Origin of the sequence: Pseudarthrobacter sp. NPDC055928 (assembly GCF_042270935.1) — a bacterium.
Taxonomy (GTDB): Bacteria; Actinomycetota; Actinomycetes; order Actinomycetales; family Micrococcaceae; genus Arthrobacter.
Map to the genome: position 1 here is coordinate 163,195 of NZ_JBHJZH010000002.1, position 17,310 is coordinate 180,504.

The 17,310-nt window shown below is 64.9% G+C and carries 14 protein-coding genes and 1 tRNA gene; 5 read left to right on the forward strand and 10 right to left on the reverse strand.

Annotation, left to right across the window (positions count from 1 at the left end; genetic code table 11):
• Positions 1-257: 257 nt before the first annotated feature.
• Complete coding sequence (locus tag ACFC25_RS03865; protein ID WP_337352175.1) at positions 258-1,154, forward strand: glycosyltransferase; 897 nt, start codon at positions 258-260, stop codon at positions 1,152-1,154.
• On the opposite strand, the gene ACFC25_RS03870 is transcribed toward ACFC25_RS03865, so the two are convergent.
• From ACFC25_RS03870 to argS, 10 genes are all read right to left on the reverse strand, one after another.
• Entirely contained in the window at positions 1,151-1,909 is a 759-nt protein-coding gene (locus ACFC25_RS03870) for a WecB/TagA/CpsF family glycosyltransferase (RefSeq protein ID WP_376044107.1), read from the reverse strand. The two genes, ACFC25_RS03865 and ACFC25_RS03870, sit on opposite strands and share 4 nt — an antisense overlap.
• On the reverse strand, positions 1,909-2,748 hold the full coding sequence (locus tag ACFC25_RS03875; protein WP_376044108.1) for an L-threonylcarbamoyladenylate synthase: 840 nt from the start codon (positions 2,746-2,748) through the stop codon (positions 1,909-1,911). The genes ACFC25_RS03870 and ACFC25_RS03875 overlap by 1 nt, the downstream gene beginning before the upstream one ends.
• Before the next feature lie 15 nt (positions 2,749-2,763).
• A complete protein-coding gene (gene prmC, locus ACFC25_RS03880) occupies positions 2,764-3,630 on the reverse strand; it encodes a peptide chain release factor N(5)-glutamine methyltransferase (RefSeq protein WP_337352178.1) in 867 nt (288 codons plus the stop codon).
• 12 nt (positions 3,631-3,642) lie between these two features.
• Positions 3,643-4,716, reverse strand: coding sequence for a peptide chain release factor 1 (prfA, locus tag ACFC25_RS03885; protein WP_337345845.1), 1,074 nt, complete (start codon positions 4,714-4,716; stop codon positions 3,643-3,645).
• Between the two features lie 238 nt (positions 4,717-4,954).
• On the reverse strand, positions 4,955-7,153 hold the full coding sequence (rho, locus tag ACFC25_RS03890; protein ID WP_376044110.1) for a transcription termination factor Rho: 2,199 nt from the start codon (positions 7,151-7,153) through the stop codon (positions 4,955-4,957).
• Positions 7,154-7,450: 297 nt separating this feature from the next.
• Complete coding sequence (gene thrB, locus ACFC25_RS03895) at positions 7,451-8,425, reverse strand: homoserine kinase (RefSeq protein ID WP_376044112.1); 975 nt, start codon at positions 8,423-8,425, stop codon at positions 7,451-7,453.
• A 2-nt stretch (positions 8,426-8,427) separates the two neighbouring features.
• Positions 8,428-9,534, reverse strand: coding sequence for a threonine synthase (gene thrC / locus ACFC25_RS03900; RefSeq protein WP_337345842.1), 1,107 nt, complete (start codon positions 9,532-9,534; stop codon positions 8,428-8,430).
• Positions 9,535-10,851 carry a homoserine dehydrogenase gene (locus ACFC25_RS03905; RefSeq protein WP_337352180.1) on the reverse strand — a complete coding sequence of 439 codons (1,317 nt, stop codon included), beginning with the start codon at positions 10,849-10,851 and terminating at the stop codon, positions 9,535-9,537.
• On the reverse strand, positions 10,844-12,307 hold the full coding sequence (gene lysA / locus ACFC25_RS03910; RefSeq protein WP_376044115.1) for a diaminopimelate decarboxylase: 1,464 nt from the start codon (positions 12,305-12,307) through the stop codon (positions 10,844-10,846). The genes ACFC25_RS03905 and lysA overlap by 8 nt, the downstream gene beginning before the upstream one ends.
• Before the next feature lie 5 nt (positions 12,308-12,312).
• Positions 12,313-13,962, reverse strand: coding sequence for an arginine--tRNA ligase (argS, locus tag ACFC25_RS03915; protein ID WP_337345839.1), 1,650 nt, complete (start codon positions 13,960-13,962; stop codon positions 12,313-12,315).
• 186 nt (positions 13,963-14,148) lie between these two features.
• Between argS and ACFC25_RS03920 the strand changes: the two genes are divergently transcribed.
• The 4 genes from ACFC25_RS03920 to ACFC25_RS03935 all read left to right on the forward strand — a co-directional run bounded on the left by ACFC25_RS03920 (position 14,149) and on the right by ACFC25_RS03935 (position 17,215).
• Positions 14,149-14,637 (forward strand): FMN-binding protein, encoded by a 489-nt coding sequence (locus ACFC25_RS03920; RefSeq protein ID WP_376044116.1) that lies wholly within the window; start codon positions 14,149-14,151, stop codon positions 14,635-14,637.
• 3 nt (positions 14,638-14,640) lie between these two features.
• A complete protein-coding gene (locus tag ACFC25_RS03925) occupies positions 14,641-15,513 on the forward strand; it encodes an FAD:protein FMN transferase (RefSeq protein WP_376044118.1) in 873 nt (290 codons plus the stop codon).
• Positions 15,510-17,063 (forward strand): ferredoxin--NADP reductase, encoded by a 1,554-nt coding sequence (locus ACFC25_RS03930; protein ID WP_376044120.1) that lies wholly within the window; start codon positions 15,510-15,512, stop codon positions 17,061-17,063. The genes ACFC25_RS03925 and ACFC25_RS03930 overlap by 4 nt, the downstream gene beginning before the upstream one ends.
• A gap of 79 nt (positions 17,064-17,142) precedes the next feature.
• Positions 17,143-17,215: transfer RNA gene (locus tag ACFC25_RS03935), tRNA-Arg, on the forward strand.
• Positions 17,216-17,310: the final 95 nt, after the last annotated feature.

Sequence of the window (17,310 nt, forward strand, 5' to 3'; positions counted from 1 at the left end):
GGGGCTGGGCAGCCACAACAGCGGCTGTTCCGTGGTCGATGGGCTCACTGGCAGGGGATCTGTTCTTCGATAAATGAAACTTCTCCGTCGCCGGGCGCGCAGCAGGCAGTGCATTTTTTTCTTGTACGCAGTGCCTTACACGGCTGTATTACAGTGGACTCTAGTCAAAGATACTAGCGCCAACGGCTTCATGGCTTCGCGCCACACGGCGCACTGCGAGCGGGGAATTCCCTGTCAGCCATGCTGAAAGGAAGTCCATGACCCCCCGTATTGCTGTTGCTGCGGTGACCTTCGACCGTCACCGGGAGCTGTCCACCTTGTTGGACGCCATCAACGCCCAGTCCGCATCCGTGGACACCATCTGCCTGGTTGACAGCGGCACCAACCCCGCACGCGACGTAGCCGGTAAGCATTCCAACGTGGACTATGTCCGGTCCGAGGCCAACCTGGGCGGCGCCGGCGGCTTCGCTCTGGCGGCGCTCAAGGCCGTCGCAAGCGGCGCAGACTGGATCTGGATGATGGACGACGACGCCGAACCGGCTGACCCGGAATGCCTGGCCACCCTGCTTCGCGAAGCTGAAGCCCGCGATCTGGAGGCCGTGGTACCCCTCGTTGTCGCGCCGGGCCAGCCCGACCGGCTGTCGTTCTTCTTCCGCCTGGACGGAAAAGTCACCCACGACCGCGCCGAACTGGAGAAGGTCGGTTTCCTGTTGGATGACGGACATTTCTTCAACGGCGCGTTGATCCGCTCAGACGTCTTCTTCAAGGTGGGCCTGCCGGACATGCGCCTCTTCATCCGGGGCGACGAAGTGGACTTCACCATCCGGCTCCGCAAGGCGGGCATCCGCTTTGGCACCGTAACAACCACCGCCATCACGCACCCCCACGCCTTCGCCGAAACCAAACACGTCTATGGGGCCGGCTGGCATGTCATCGTGCCGGAGTCGGCCTTCAAACGGTATTACTACTACCGCAACCGCGGTTATCTGATCCGCCGGTATTTCCGGGTCAAGTCCTTCGTGGCCGACGTCGGCGGCTACGTTGGCTATTTTGCGCAGCGCCGAGACCTGCCCGGGTTCCTGGACTGGGCCAGATCGTTTACCACCGGGCTGCGGGCCAAGGGATTTGCTCCGCTGGAAGAGCAGAAGTTCTAGGACGTCCGCCTGAGGCGGCGCCGTGCGAGCAGCCACAGCAGGACCCACGGCTCGCCAAAGACGCGGTAGGCCACCCTGCGCGGGTGCAGGACCAGGCGCCAGGCCCATTCGAGCCCCAGCCGGCCCAGCCAGCGGGGTGCCAGCTTCTGGATTCCGGCGAGCTGCTCGATCGCCCCGCCTACGGCGCAGTAAATGGCCGGCGGCAGGGTATCCAGCCTGCGCTGCAGCACTGATTCCTGCAGCGGCATGCCCAGTCCCAGGAGCACCAACTGGGGACGCTGTTCGGTGAGCCAGGCGGCGGCGGTGTCCTCGACGTCGTCGTTCCAGCCTTCGCCAGGAAAGCCTGAGACCGCCGCGGACGGGACAATGCCCTCCAGCCTCGCTACGGCCTTCGCGTTGGCCTCGGCGCCGGCGCCGACCACTGCGATCCGCTCCAGGCCGGCCAGCCGCCCCAGGGCGGGAATCCAGTCCGTTGACCCAAGCCGGTACTCCATGACCGGCCCGGAAGCCTGCCCGGTACGGCCCCAGAGCCACAGCACTGGCGCTCCGTCCAGAAGCACAACGTCGCTGTCCTCGTAGAGGCGGCGGAAGCCGGGATCCGAATGGGTCAGTGTCACGCTATGCAGGTTATGGCCGACGACGGTCCGTGTGCTGCCGTCGTTAACGAACCCCGCAAGGACATCAATCAGTTCGTCCACCCTCAGGGGCGTGGCGTCAACACCGAGGACCGGAATGGCCTGGCGGAGCAGGGTCATCAAGCGTTCGGCTCCTGTTTCGGACCGGTTGGCTCCCCCGCCGTTGCGCCTGTGGGGCCTTCATTCAGGGTGGCTTCAGCCAGGGGGCCTTCAGCCAGGGTGGCTTCAGCCAGGGGGGCCTCATCCACTTCAGAGTCGCCTACTGGCGCCTCGTCCGCAGGTTCCTGGGCCATAGGGATCTCACCGAGGCCCAGCACCCCTGGAACATGCTCGCGCAACTGTTGGAGGGTGACGGCGCCGTTCCGGACCACGCGGAGCAGCGGACCGGTGGCATCAACAATTGTTGAGGGAACACCCTCAGTGCCCTCAAGCGGCCGGAATCCGCCTTCAAGGTAGACCTCCACGGACTCAGCGAGCTGTTCCCGCGCCTCGGCGGCGGTCTGGGCCGCAGCGTGGCCGGTACGGTTGGCCGACGACACCGCCAGCGGACCGGTCAAGGTCAGCAGTTCCTGTGCCACTTCATCTGCGGGCATCCGGAGGGCTACCGTTCCCTTCGTGTCGCCGAGGTCCCAGTCCAGGGACGGCTGGGCGTGCAGGATCAGCGTGAGTCCGCCGGGCCAGAAAGCTTCAGCGAGTTTGCGGGCGTCCGCGGACACGTCTGTGGCCAGACCGTCGAGGGCATTGATCCTGGGGATGAGGACCGGCGGCGGCATGCTGCGGCCGCGCCCTTTGGAGACCAGCAGCATGGTGACAGCCTGCGGCGAAAAGGCATCGGCAGCGATCCCATAGACAGTGTCCGTGGGGAATACGACGCATTTCTGTTCGCTGATGGCACGCTGGGCATGTTCCAGTCCCAGGGCGCGCTGATCGTCTGACGTGCAGTTATAGGTTGTGCTCACTGCCTCATTCTTTCATCACTCGTGGTCCAGGCCGGAAAGCACCGCGCTGGTGGCCCGTTCCTTGCCGTTGAGATCCAGGTGCGTGGTAATTCCGGTCCACACACCGGACCGCGACAACATCGCCTTGATCCAGCCGGCCTGGACCTCAGCATGTTCCATCACGAAGTAGCCCCCGGGAACCAGCAGCCGCGCCGCGGAAGCTGCCGCCGCCGTCGGGAGTTCCATGCCATCCGCTCCCCCGCCGTACAATGCTTCCGGCGGATCGTGGAGCGCAACTTCCGGCTCGTTGGGAACGGCTTCGGCCGGGATGTACGGCGGATTCGAAATGACGACGTCGAAAGTTCCGTTAAGTTCGGGAAGCGCGTCGCGCAGGTCCCCCAGGACGAGGTTCACACCGAGGGGAGCGAGGTTCTTCGCCGCCCACGCGTGCGCGAACGGGCTGTACTCCACGGCATGCACGTCCGCGCCCGGAACCTCATGGGCAATGGAACCGGCAATCGCGCCGGAACCTGTGCCCAAATCCACAATCCGCGGGTGTTCCATGCCTTTGACATGGTCGATGACCAGCTGGACGACAGACTCGGTTTCGGGCCGTGGGATGAAAACGCCAGGTCCGACGGCGAGTTCCAGGTAGCGGAAGTGCGCAACGCCCGTGATGTGCTGGAGTGGGGTCCGCTGCGCGCGTTCGGCCACGAGGTCCGCGTAGCCCTCCGGCGCCGGGGAGTTCCCGAGCATCATCGCCCGGAGCCGGCCGAGGCCGACGCCGAGCAGGTGTTCGGCGAGCAGCTCGGCGTCGACACGGGGACTGGGAACTCCGGCTTGCTGCAGTATGGTGGTGGCCTCACTGACGGCTGCCGCGAGGGTCCGCTCCGAACCAGTCATCTCTTGGGAAGGCTATTCGCCGATGGCGTCCAGGCGTGCCTGTTCGTCCATCTCGATGGCGGACTGGATGACGGGCTCGAGGTCGCCGTTCATGACCTGGTCCAGGTTGTAGGCCTTGTAGCCGGTACGGTGGTCCGCGATCCGGTTTTCGGGATAGTTGTAGGTGCGGATGCGCTCGGAACGGTCCATCGTACGGATCTGCGACTTCCGCTGGGCCGAGTTCTCGGCGTCGATCTGCTCCTGCTGGTGGGCCAGGATGCGGGCCCGGAGGACACGCATGCCCGCTTCGCGGTTCTGCAGCTGCGACTTTTCGTTCTGCATGGCCACCACGATCCCCGTGGGAAGGTGGGTGATGCGGACGGCGGAGTCAGTAGTGTTCACCGACTGGCCACCGGGTCCCGAGGACCGGTAGACGTCGATCTTGAGGTCGTTCTGGTTGATTTCGAGCTCTTCGGGCTCGTCAACTTCAGGCAGCACCAGCACACCGGCAGCCGAAGTGTGGATACGGCCCTGCGACTCCGTCACGGGCACGCGCTGCACACGGTGCACACCACCTTCGAACTTGAGCCGTGCATAGACGCCTTCGGCAGGATCGTTCGAGTTGCCCTTGACGGCCATTTGGACGTCCTTGTAGCCGCCCAGGTCAGACTCCGTGGCCGAGATAAGTTCGGTCTTCCAGCCGCGCGATTCCGCGTACCGGGTGTACATCCGCAGCAGGTCGCCGGCGAACAGCGCAGCCTCATCGCCGCCCTCGCCGCCCTTGACCTCAAGGATCACGTTGCGGGCGTCGTCAGGGTCGCGCGGGATGAGCAGACGGCGCAGCTTCGCGGAGGCCGTCTCGAGCGCAGCCTCCAGTTCAGGCACCTCGGCAGCGAACTCGGGGTCCTCCCCCGCCATTTCCTTGGCAGCAGCAAGATCATCCCGGATGCCCTCCCACTTGTGGTAGGCCTCAACAATGCCGTTCAGCTGGGCAGACCGCCGCCCCAGCTTCCGGGCCAGCCGCTGGTCAGCATAAACAGCAGGATCCCCAAGCTGCGCCTGGATAGCATCATGCTCATCAAGCAGGCCCTGTACGGACTCAAACATTTTCAAAACCTTTCGTTCTGCACCCATTTTAGTGGGGCACAGGAATCCATCCCAAAGCGGCCGGGCACACGGTGAACCGGGCACCCGACGCGTGGGTTTTCCGCCCCGGGAGTGGCATCGGGCCTGCCGAAGCGTGGTGGCCAAGTCCGTCAGGACATGGCCACCACGCGAAGGGGCGGGGGCGGAAAACCCGCGTGGCGAACCACGCGAGGCAACCGCACCCCGCCCCTGAAAACAGCTACTTGTCGTTATCCGACTTCGCACCAAGCGTCGTCTTCTGGACCTGCATGAGGAACTCGACGTTGCTCTGGGTCTCCCGGATCTTGTTGGTCAACAGCTCAAGGCTCTGCTGCGTTTCGAGTCCGGAGAGGACGCGGCGCAGCTTCCACATGATCTTGACTTCCTCGGGGGAAAGCAGGTTCTCTTCGCGGCGGGTGCCGGAGGCGTTGACGTCCACGGCCGGGAAGATGCGCTTGTCTGCCAGCTGGCGGGACAGGCGGAGCTCCATGTTGCCGGTGCCCTTGAACTCTTCGAAGATGACCTCGTCCATCTTGGAACCAGTCTCCACAAGGGCGGTTGCCAGGATGGTCAGGGAGCCACCGTTTTCGATGTTGCGGGCTGCACCGAAGAAGCGCTTCGGCGGGTACAGCGCGGCGGAGTCAACACCACCGGACAGGATGCGGCCAGAGGCCGGTGCTGCCAGGTTGTAGGCGCGGCCCAGGCGGGTCATGGAGTCCAGGAGGACCACCACGTCCATGCCCATTTCCACGAGGCGCTTGGCGCGTTCGATGGAGAGTTCAGCCACGGTGGTGTGGTCATCGGCCGGACGGTCGAAGGTAGAGGCAATAACCTCACCCTTGACCGTGCGCTGCATGTCGGTGACTTCTTCGGGGCGTTCGTCAACGAGCACCATCATGAGGTGGACCTCAGGATTGTTGGTGGTGATGGCGTTGGCGATGGACTGCAGGATGAGCGTCTTTCCGGCCTTCGGCGGGGAGACGATCAGGCCGCGCTGGCCCTTGCCGATCGGGGCAACCAGGTCGATGACGCGGGGGCCGATCTTCTTGGGGTCGGTCTCGAGGCGCAGGCGCTCGGACGGGTACAGCGGAACCAGCTTGGCGAACTCGACGCGGTCCTTGAGTTCTTCGGAGGTCTTGCCGTTGACTGACGTCACGCGGACCAGGGCGTTGAACTTCTGGCGGGCTGACTGCTGGCTGCGGTCTTCGCCGTCACGCGGAGCACGGATGGCTCCAACCACGGCGTCGCCCTTGCGCAGGTTGTACTTCTTGACCTGGGCGAGGGAGACATAAACGTCGTTCGGGCCCGGGAGGTAGCCGGAGGTGCGGATGAACGCGTAGTTCTCCAGGACGTCCAGGATGCCTGCGACAGGCAGCAGGACGTCGTCCTCGGTGACCTCGACGTCGTCGACGTCCGGTCCCTGGGCGCGTCCCCGACGGCGGTCGTTGCGGTCGCGGAAACGGTCATTGCGGGAGTTGTCCCGGCTATCCTGGCCGCCTGAGCGGTCATTGCGGTCGTTCCGGTCCCGGCGGTTGCGGCGGTTCCGGCGGCTTCCGCCGTCAGAATCATCGCTGTCGCGGGTGTTGTCGCGGGAGTCGTCGCGACGGGCGCCTTCACGCTGGCCAGCCTCACGGCTGCCTGCGTTGTCGCGGCCGCCGTCGGTGGTCTCGCGAACGGCGGTGTCGCGGCCACCGCGGCTACGTCCGCCTTCACGGCGGTCGGCACGCTGGCCGTCGCCGGCTTCTGAGCCTTGCGCGTCGGTGCGCTGGGTTTCAGTGCGCTGGGTTTCAGTGCGCTCCGCCTGGCGCTGTTCGGCAACGGGCTGCTCGGCCGGTGTTTCGACAGCTTCGGCGGTCTGCGGGGACGCAGCAGCTGCTTCACCGCGGCGGCGGTTGCGGGTGCGGGGCTGGCGGCGTTCGCCGGCGCCTTCTGCTGCCTCGCCGGCCTCGGCGGGCTGGGAGGCCGGAGCTTCGGCGGGGGCAGCGGCCGGAGCCTCGCCGGCTGCTTCCGCCGGAGCGGCGGCAACAACGCCGTCGCTGACTGCCCGGCGGCTGCGGCCACGGCCACGTGCACGGGTACCTTCGGCGGCCGGGGCCTCCGCGGTTTCGCTCGCTGCAGCGGCGGGTGCAGTCGCAGGCGCGGCAACAATGGGAGCGGCGTGGTTTTCAGTCGCCTTTCCGGCAGCCTTGGCCGGGGCCTTGGTGGCCGGAGTGCCTGCGCGGTGGGCGGAGATGGCCGTGACCAGGTCCCCCTTGCGCATGCGGGATCCGCCGGAGATACCTAGCTGGCTGGCAAGCGCCTGCAACTGGGCGAGCTTCAGGCCGGCTAGGCCGCTGCTCTTGGCGGGTGCGGCCGTTGACGATCCGGCAGCAGAAGATGATAGTTCCACAGCTGGAGACAGCTCAGTGGTTTCGGTCACGAAGGATCCTTCCCCCTCGACGGCGTCCAGACTGGGAGCTGGACGCGATGATTTGATCTGGGCTGCAGTTCAGATCTGCAGCCGGAAATTCGGCCTTGCCGGTTGGATTTCGGCCAGCAGGACCGGATACTGATTCACCCACGCTCCGATTAATGGCGGAACGCTGGACTGACGGTTCAGGGGCAGACACTTCATGCTGCAGATTCCTGCGACAGACCAAGCAGGCGGCACCGGAAGATGTTGCGCAGTAGGAGATCAAATAACAACTGAATGCAGCTGCAGATCAGATAGGCGGAATCACCGCCGGTGCAAGTCCACCTTAGCACCTTCAACGTCCACTGCGAGCTTCAGCACGCGCCAGGCGATATCCGGCGTGTTTGACGCCGTAAAGGCATTGATAAAGTCCACGACTGCGGAGGCTTCAGCCTGGCCGTTGGCCAGCACCAGGACCGTGGGCCCGGCACCCGAGACAACGGCCGCATGTCCGGCTTTCCGCAGCGCGCTGATCAGGGCTGCGCTGGGCCGCATGGCTTCCGCGCGGTAGCTCTGGTGCAGGAAATCCTCGGTGCCGGCGAGCAGGAACTCCGGCTTCTGCGTCAGTGCATGGATCAGCAGGGCAGCCCTGCCCGAATTCATGGCGGCAGCATGGTGGCCCACCGAGGCAGGCAGGAGCGCGCGGGCGGCCTCCGTGGACAGTTCAAAATCAGGAACCGCCACAATCGGGATCACCGACTCCAGCACACTGGCACACGTGCTGCTGTACTGGTCACTGTCCTGCCAGGAGAGCGCCAGCCCACCGAAAATGGCCGGTGCGACGTTGTCCGGATGGCCTTCCAGCTCGCTGGTGAGCTGGAGGATCCAGTCGCGCCCACGCTGTCCGGCCTCCGGCACCATGGCGTTGGCCGCGGAGACTGCAGCCACCACAGCCGAGGCCGATGAACCCAGGCCCCGGCCGTGCGGGTTGACGTTTTTCGCGATAATCTTCAAGCCGCCATGGCGGTAGCCCAGTCGCTCGAAGGCGGCTTCCATGGCCCGGATAACCAGGTGGTTGGCATCGCGCGGCAGCGTTTCGGCTCCCTCGCCGCTGAGCTCGAAAAGCAGTTCGTCGGTTTCGAGGCTCTCCACTGTCAGGGTGTCATGCAACGCCAAGGCCAGGCCAAGGCTGTCATATCCGGGACCGAGATTGGCGCTGGTGGCCGGGACCCGGACGGTGACGCGCTGTCCTGCCTCGATGAGGGGCAGGCCAACAGTGGTGGGCGAGGTGGTTTCCACGGCTACTTGTCTTCCAGTCCCAGTTCGGCTGCAACGGTCACAACATCGTTGGAGACCTTGACCGGCTGCACGTCGCTGCCGTCTTCGGTGCGCAGTGCCCACTGGGGGTCCTTGAGCCCGTGGCCCGTGACGGTGATAACAATCGTCTTGCCGGACGGAACTTCCCCCGCGGCGTGCTTCTTCAAGAGCCCGGCAACACCGGCGGCTGAGCCGGGCTCCACGAAGACACCTTCGCGGGCCGACAGCCAGCGGTGGGCATCGAGGATTTCTTCGTCCGTGACGGCATCGATGAATCCGCCGGACTCGTCGCGGGCGGCGATGGCGCCGTCCCAGGAGGCAGGGTTGCCGATCCGGATAGCGGTGGCGATGGTGTCCGGCTCGGTGATCGGGTGGCCCGCTACGAACGGCGCGGCGCCAGCGGCCTGGAAGCCCCACATCTGCGGGGTCTTAGTGGAGACGGCAGGAAGGGTACCGGCTGTTGCGGACTCGAACGGCGCGGAGTACTCCTTGTAGCCCTTCCAGTAGGCCGTGATGTTGCCGGCGTTGCCGACGGGCAGGACGTGGATGTCCGGAGCGTCGCCCAGGGAGTCCACTACCTCGAATGCGCCGGTCTTCTGGCCTTGGATCCGGGCAGGGTTGACAGAGTTGACCAGGAAGACCGGGTAGGACTCCCCCAACTTCCGTGCAATGTCCAGGCAGTTGTCGAAGTTGCCGTCAACCTGGAGCAGCGTGGCTCCGTGTGCGATGGCCTGGCTGAGCTTGCCCATGGAGATCTTGCCCTCGGGAACCAGCACGGCACACTTCAGGCCTGCGGCGGTTGCGTAGGCTGCGGCGGAAGCCGAGGTGTTGCCGGTGGACGCGCAGACAACGGCCTTGGCGCCGGATTCAACGGCGGCGGTCATGGCCATGGTCATTCCGCGGTCCTTGAACGAACCGGTGGGGTTCATTCCCTCGACCTTCAGGTACACGGTGGAACCGGTCAGTTCGGAGAGTTTCTGCGCGTGGACCAGCGGGGTCCCGCCCTCACCCAGGGTGATGACCCTGGTGGATTCCGTCACGGGCAGACGGTCAGCGTATTCGCGGATAACGCCGCGCCATTGGTGAGCCACTTAGACTCCTTCTACCCGCAGAACGGATGTAACTGAATTGATGACGTCCAGGCCCTTCACGGCCTCGACGGTGGCTGCGAGGGCAGCCTCGGATGCGCGGTGGGTGACAATCCGCAATTCGGCCGATTCCACGTTGGACTCGGCGTCCTTGTGGATGGTCTGCCGCATGATTTCGATGGACACGCCATGCTCGGCGAAGAGCTGGGCGATGCGGGCCAGGACGCCCGGCTGGTCGGCGACGTCGAGGCCGATGTAGTAGCTGGTGGTTGCCGCTTCGATAGGCAGCGCCGGGACGTGGCCGGTAGTGGTTTCGGTGCGCTGGGGCCCGCCCAGCACCAAGCGGCGGGCGGCCGATACAAGGTCACCCAGCACCGCGGAGGCAGTGGGGGTGCCGCCGGCGCCCTGGCCGTAGAACATCAGCTCGCCGGCGTTTTCCGCTTCGATGAACACGGCGTTGAACGCACCGCGGACGGCGGCCAGCGGGTGCTCGCGCGGGAGCAGCGTCGGGTGAACCCGCACCGAAACCCCTTCGCCGCCGTCGGAATCGGTGAGTTTTTCGGCAATGGCCAGCAGCTTGATAACAAATCCCGCATCCTTCGCCGCGGCGATGTCGGACGCGCTGACGGAGGTGATGCCTTCGCAGTGGACGTTCTCCAGCGCGAACCGGGTGTGGAAGGACAGCGTGGCCAGGATGGCTGCCTTGGCGGCGGCGTCATGGCCTTCGACGTCGGCCGTGGGGTCCGCTTCCGCGTAACCGAGGCGCTGGGCTTCGGCGAGGGCATCGGCGAACTGGGCACCGGTGGAATCCATCTGGTCCAGGATGAAGTTAGTGGTGCCGTTGACGATGCCCAGCACCCGGGTGATCCGGTCGCCGGAAAGGCTGTCGCGGATGGGGCGCAGGATGGGGATGGCGCCAGCGACGGCAGCTTCGTAGGACAGCTGCACGCCGGCCTTGTCAGCTGCCTCGTAGAGGGTGGGTCCGTCCTGGGCGAGCAGTGCCTTGTTGCCGGTCACCACACAGGCGCCGTTGCTCAGCGCCGAGAGGATCAGGGTGCGGGCAGGTTCGATGCCGCCCATGAGCTCGATGACGAGGTCGGCGTCCTTGACCAGGGTCTCGGCGTCGGTGGTGAACAGTTCCTGCGGCAGCTCAACGTCGCGCTTGGAATTGACGTTGCGTACGGCGATGCCGCTGAGCTGCAGGTGCGCACCGGTGCGGGCAGCAAGGGCGTCGGCGTCCTCAATGAGAATCCGCGCAACCTGGGCCCCAACGTTGCCACAGCCCAGCAGGGCCACTTTCAGGGTTCGCAATTCAGTCATTCGGCACTCCCATGTCGCGGTTAAGCAAATCTTCTTCGGTTTCCCCGCGGACAATCAGCCGGGCAGATCCATCGCGCACCGCGACAACGCCCGGCCGGGCCAGATAGTTGTAGTTGCTTGACAGGGCCCAGCAGTAGGCGCCGGTACCCGGTACAGCAAGCAGATCACCGGCTGCCACGTCCTCGGGCAGATATACATCTCTAACAACTATGTCGCCGCTCTCGCAATGTTTGCCCACTACGCGGGACAGCTGCGGTGACGCCGTCGACGTGCGGGAGGCAAGAATTGCCGAATAATCCGCGTCGTACAGCACCGGGCGGGCGTTGTCACTCATGCCTCCGTCCACTGACACATAGCGGCGGGGATACGTAACGTTCTCCTGCCCTTCCGCGTCAACACGGACGGTCTTCAGTGTGCCCACCTCGTACAGCGTGAAGGTGGTGCTGCCCACGATGGCGCGACCCGGCTCGATGGAGATTCTGGGTGACGTGATGCCCAGCTCGGCACAGGTGGAACGTACGACGGCGGCCATCGCCGTCGCGATGTCGGCTGCGGGGCGGGGGGTGTCAACGGGTGTGTACGCGATGCCGTAGCCGCCGCCAAGGTCCAGTTCCGGCAACTCGATGGAGTACTTTTCCTGCACGGCTGCCAGGAACCGCAACAGCTTCTCGGCGGCCAGCGCAAAACCGTCGGGCTCGAAGATCTGCGAGCCGATGTGGCAATGGAGCCCGAGCAGTTCGATGCCGGGGTGTGCGGCAGCAGCTGCTACCGCTTCCTCGGCCGCGGAGAGTCCTTCACTGTCTGTGGAGTCCGCGGCCATGGACAGGCCGAACTTCTGGTCCTCGTGGGCTGTGGCAATGAATTCATGCGTGTGGGCGTAGACGCCGGGGGTCAGCCGGAGCATGACCTTTGCCTGTTCACCGCGCCCGTGCGCGATGGCACCGACGCGGACCAGTTCGTCGAGGCTGTCCACCACGATGCGTCCAAGGCCCATGTCCAGCGCGCGGTGGATTTCGGCGTCGGATTTGTTGTTGCCGTGCAGGGCCACGCGCTCACCGGGAATGCCCGCTCGCGCGGCCACCGCCAGTTCACCGCCCGAGGCCGTGTCCAGGCGCAGGCCCTCTTCCTCGACCCACTTCACGACGGACGTGCACAGGAAGGACTTGCCGGCGTAGTAGACGTCCACTCCCCCGCAGATGTCATGGAAGGCTGCGTCGAAGGAGTCCTTGAAGGCCCGCGCCCGGGCACGGAAGTCGGCCTCGTCCATTACAAAAAGCGGCGTCCCAAACTGTTGCTTCAGGGCGGCGACGTCGATGCCCGCCACCGTGAGGACGCCGTCGTTGTTCCGCTGCACGCTGCCTGCCCACATGGGTTCGTGCAGGGCGTTCAGATCCGCCGGCACCGACAGCCAGTCGGGAGCCAGCGGGGACGCTGCATTTCCGGTCTGCACTGTCATGGGGATCACATCCGTTCCGGCGCGGAAACGCCAAGGAGGTCAAGGCCGTTGGCCAGTACTTGGCTGGTGGCGTCGTTAAGCCACAGCCGGGTGCGGTTGACGTCGGTTACCGGCTCGTCGCCCATGGGGGCGATTCGGCAGGCGTCGTACCAGCGGTGGTAGGCGCCGGCAATCACTTCCAGGTGGCGGGCCACGCGGTGCGGCTCACGCAGTTCCGCAGCTTTGGCCACGATGGAGGGGTAGCTGCCCAGGTACGAAAGCAACTCATTTTCCGTGGCGTGGTCCAGCAGGGAAGCCTCGAAGGCGCTCCGGTCCACCCCAGCGGCCACGGCGTTGCGAGCGGCGCCGCGGGTACGCGCGTGGGCGTACTGGACATAGAAGACGGGGTTTTCGTTGCTGTGCTTCTTGAGCAGGTCCGGATCCAGGGTGAGTGGCGAGTCCGCAGGGAAACGGGCCAGGGAGTAGCGCACGGCGTCCTTGCCCAGCCAGTCGATGAGGTCTTTGAGCTCGATGATGTTGCCGGCACGCTTGGACAACTTGGCACCGTTGACGGAGACCAGCTGGCCGATCAGCACCTCGATGTTCACCTCGGGGTCATCGCCTGCGCAGGCCGCAATGGCCTTCAGGCGGTTGATGTAACCGTGGTGGTCTGCTCCGAGGAGGTAGATTTTCTCGGTAAAGCCGCGGTCCTTCTTCGACAGGTAATAGGCGGCATCGGCGGCAAAGTAGGTGGGCTCGCCGTTTGCCCGGATCATCACACGGTCCTTGTCGTCACCGAAGTCGGTGGTGCGCAGCCAAACGGCACCGCCGTCGTCGAACACGTGACCCTGCTCGCGAAGGCGGGCAACGGCACTTTCGATGGCGCCGGCGTCGTGCAGTTCCTGTTCGGAGAAGTAGACGTCAAATGCCACGCCGAAGTCCGCGAGGGTGGACTTGATGTCCTTCATCTGGGCCTTGTAGGCCGCCGCTCGGATCACCGGGATAGCGGCGACCTCCGTCAGCTCGCGGATGTCCGGGTGCTCGCTGAGTACCTCGTGGCCGAGGTCCGCGATGTACTGGCCGGGGTAGCCGCCGTCGGGCACGGGGCGTCCGTGAAGCCGGGAGTAAACGGAGTTGGCGAAGACGTTCATCTGCGAGCCGGCGTCGTTGATGTAGTACTCAGCGGTGACCTCGGCTCCCGAGGCACGCAGGACGCGGGCGATCGCATCGCCCAGGGCGGCCCAGCGCGTGTGGCCTATGTGGAGGGGTCCGGTGGGGTTCGCGGAGACGAATTCCATGTTAACCACGTGGCCGGCGAGCGCGGTGTTGGTGCCGTATTCCCGTCCGGCTTCCACAATGGCCTTCGCCAGGGCACCTGCCGCGGCTGCATCCACCGTGATGTTCAGGAAGCCGGGTCCGGCGATGTCCACGGCGGAGACACCGTTGATGGACTTCAGCCGGGCGCTGAGGATCGTGGCGAATTCACGCGGGTTTGTGCCTGCCTGCTTGGCGAGCTGGAGCGCAATGTTGGTGGCCCAGTCACCGTGGTCCCGGTTCTTCGGTCGCTCCACGCGCACCTCATCAGGGACAGCTGATGCGGAAAGCGCGATTTCGCCAGCGGCGACGGCGTCTTTCAGGCAGGTGGATATGGCGAGGGAGAGTTCTTCGGGAGTCACCCCTCTAGCCTACCGGGGGCCGCCACATGGACGAATTTGAGCGTTGCGCGTGACCGGCACTAACTCGACCAGGCAACAGCGATTTTCCTCACAGCAGTTGCACGGCTGAATCACAGGGTGAACCATTACGGTGAATCCGACGTTGAGAACACCGTAAGCACCCAGCCCACGAAACGAGACCCATTCATGAGACCGTCAGTCCGCAAGAGTGTTTTCGCCGGTATCGCCGGCCTTTCCCTCGCAGGAACGGTGGCGGGCTGCGCGCCGTCCGCTACACAGGACACGCCGGCTACCACCGGCAACAGTTCGCCTGCAACGTCGGCCGCGCCATCCACCACCTCCGCTTCGGGCACTTCGTCGTCGCTCGCCAGCAGTGGTTCCGTCTACCAGGACGGTACATATAGCGCGGACGGCACCTATGTTTCCCCGAACGGTACCGAAACTGTTGGTGTTGAACTGACCCTTGCTTCGGGCAATGTCACGGCTGTGAACATCACCCCGCATCCCTCGAACCCGAACACGCGGAAATTCCAAGGCGAATTTGCCGGCGGGATCGCAGCGCAAATCGTGGGAAAGAGCATCGACGAACTGAACGTTTCCAAGGTGGCAGGGTCCTCGCTCACCAGCGGCGGCTTCAACCAGGCACTCGAAAAGATCAAGGCAGAGGCAAAGTAGGACGTGCCGCAGCCGGACTGGGACGGGTTCAGTTTCGACGGGATCGGTACCCGTTGGGAAATCTCCACGCCCCGGCCGCTTGACGGCTCCCTCCGCGCGAGGCTGCTGGCCGTGGTGGAGCGGTACGACGGCGACTGGTCCCGGTTCCGACCCGATTCAACGGTGGGTGCCATGGCCCGGCAGCCCGGGCGGTATCGGTTTTCGGAAGAAGCCGCGGCTCTTGGCCGCCTATACCGCGAGCTATACGACATCACGGCCGGCGCCATGACTCCTTTGATCGGCGGCAGCCTTGAGCGATTGGGGTACGACTCCTCATATTCCCTTCGTCCCGCGGGTTCGCCGGTTCCCGCCCTCCGTTGGGAGGATGCGCTGGACTGGGATGGCGACGTACTCACCACCAGAGTGCCCCTTGTCCTGGACATTGGAGCGGCCGGCAAGGGACAGCTGGTGGATCTCTTGGCGGCGGAACTGCGCTCACACGCCGAGCAGGACTTCCTGATTGATGCCAGCGGGGACCTGCTTCACAGCGGCCCCGATACCGTCATGGTGGCATTGGAGCATCCCTATGACCCATCCAAGGCCATCGGAAAAGTATCGCTGGCGGGCGGGGCGTTGTGTGCATCGGGGTCGAACCGCCGGGCGTGGGGCGACGGCCTGCATCACGTGCTGGACGGCACCACCGGACGTCCGGTCACTACTGCCGTGGCCACCTGGACCATGGCGGAAAGCACCATGGTGGCTGACGCCCTGGCAACGGCGCTATTCTTCGCACCCGGCGCTGTGTTGGAAGAGTCCTTCGACTTTTCGTGGCTGACGGTATTTTCTGATGGTAGCGCCGCCTATTCGGCAGGATTTGAAGGGACACTGTTCACATGAGCCCCGTTGACGCCCCCAAGACAGGGGCAGCCGTTTCCCCTGCAGGCCGGCTGGACACCCTGTTGGGCAAGTACACGATGTACCGGCTCATCCTCCTGGTGCTGTCCGCCCTCGCCGCGTATAGCCTCCTCCTGAACGCCCTCGGCTGGCTCACGTTCGGCATCCCGCAGATGCTGGTCCACCTGGTGCTGTGCCTTGGTTTGACCTACGTCTCCAACCGCGGGCTTGCTGCACTGTTCCGTGTGCGGCCGCATTCTGAGTCGTCACTCATCACTGGTTTGCTTCTCTACTTCCTGTTCTGGCCGACCTTCGCGCCCATGGACATGGCAGGCGTGGCACTGGCGTGCGTCCTTGCCTCCGCCTCAAAGTACGCGCTTGCCTGGCGCGGCCGGCACATCTTCAACCCGGCAGCAGCCGGGGCGTTCGTTACGGGGCTGACCGGGTTGAACATTGCAACGTGGTGGGCGGCGACCCCTGCAATGCTGTGGCTGCTGGTCCCTGGAATCCTTCTGGTGCTCTACCGAACCCGCAAATTTCTGATGGCAACTGTGTTCCTCGTGGTTGCGACTGCGATTATCACGACGGAACTGCTGCAAGCCGGACTCTCCTTCGGCAGCGCCCTCTGGCAGGCCTTCGCCCAACGCCCGCTCCTGTTTTTCGTGGGCTTTATGCTGACCGAGCCGCTGACGCTGCCGCCGCGCCGTTGGCAACAGCTGGCGCTGGGCGCGGTGGTGGGCGTGGTGTTTGCGGTGCCGTACAACTTGGGCTTTATAGCCAACTCACCGGAGCTGGCACTGCTGCTCGGCAACTTGCTGGCCTTCCTTGTGGGACAGCGGGGCGGGCTGAAGCTGCGCTTCACCGGTTCCAGGCCCCTGACGCCGAGCACCACAGAATTTGCGTTTGAGCCGTCCCGGCCTGTGCGCTTTGTACCGGGCCAGTACATGGAACTTGACCTTCCGCACGCCAAGTCGGACGGGAAGGGCCGACGCCGGGTGTTCAGCCTGACCAGCGCGCCCGGTTCGGATGAGGTGAAGTTCGGGGTCCGGACAGCTGACCCCTTGTCAGCCGCCAAGAAAGTCCTGCTGGGGCTGAAGCCGGGCGACCAAGTGACCGCCACATCGGTGGGAGGCGACTTCGTGCTGCCGCGGGATCCGGCCAGGCCGCTGCTGATGATAGCTGCCGGGATCGGCATCACTCCATATCTGGCACACCTGGCCTCCGGCGCAGCCAAGGACCGGGACGTGGTGTTGCTGCTGCTGGCAAGAAATGCCGAAGAGATTGCCTACGCCGATGAGCTTCGTACTTCGGGGGCGCGGATCATTGCCCGACTCGCGGACGGTTCCGCCCCGCCGTCGTTCATCACCGAAGCAGGAACCAATACCGGAGCTGGGGGCCGGCTGGATGGGGCTTCATTGCAGGCCCTTGTGCCCGATATTGCCGGACGCAGCGTCTACATCTCAGGATCTCCTGCCAGCGTGGCTTCACTCCGCCGCGCGGCCAGGGAGGCCGGGGCACGCCGAGTGCATGTGGACTCGTTTTCCGGCTACTGAGGCGTGGCGTTTTTCCTTGCAGGCCACCTTCCTGCTAAGCTCTAGGACGTCCCGCTGGCAACAGCAGGAACCCTGAATTGCCCTCGTAGCTCAGGGGATAGAGCGTCTGCCTCCGGAGCAGAAGGTCGTAGGTTCGAATCCTATCGAGGGCACAATGAAACCCCCGCCGCTTGGAAAAGCGGCGGGGGTTTTCTGTTTTCCACCCGGGGCACACTACTGGCGCCCGTGATTGCCCGGACTCGCGTAT